This window comes from Streptococcus sp. HMSC034B05 (assembly GCF_001809055.1).
In the GTDB taxonomy this organism is placed as follows: domain Bacteria; phylum Bacillota; class Bacilli; order Lactobacillales; family Streptococcaceae; genus Streptococcus; species Streptococcus constellatus.
The window spans coordinates 1-332 of sequence record NZ_KV795606.1 but is presented as its reverse complement, the minus strand read 5'-3'; the positions used below and the strand labels follow the sequence as shown (position 1 = coordinate 332).

General features: G+C 46.7%; 1 protein-coding gene. It reads left to right on the top strand.

Going from position 1 to position 332, the window contains the following annotated elements:
* Nucleotides 1–332, top strand: a 332-nt coding sequence (locus HMPREF2542_RS04300; protein WP_148129461.1) for an ATP-binding cassette domain-containing protein, incomplete at both ends; no start/stop codon positions are given.

Sequence of the window (332 nt, the reverse complement as noted above, 5' to 3'; positions counted from 1 at the left end):
AATGAACTAGGGATTAACAGCTTACAAGAGAAGTTTCCTTATGAGATTTCAGGTGGTCAAAAGCAACGGGTGGCAGTGGCACGAGCGATTATTACTGAGCCGGAGATTTTATTAGCGGACGAGCCAACTGGAGCGTTAGATTCAAAATCCTCTGCGGCGCTTTTAGATGTGTTTGATGACATCAATGACCGCGGACAAACCATTCTTATGGTAACGCATTCGACAGCGGCGGCAAGTCGCGCCAAACGTGTGCTCTTTATCAAGGATGGAATTTTGTACAATCAGATTTTCCGAGGCGACAAGACGGAGCGGCAGATGTTCCAAGAGATTTC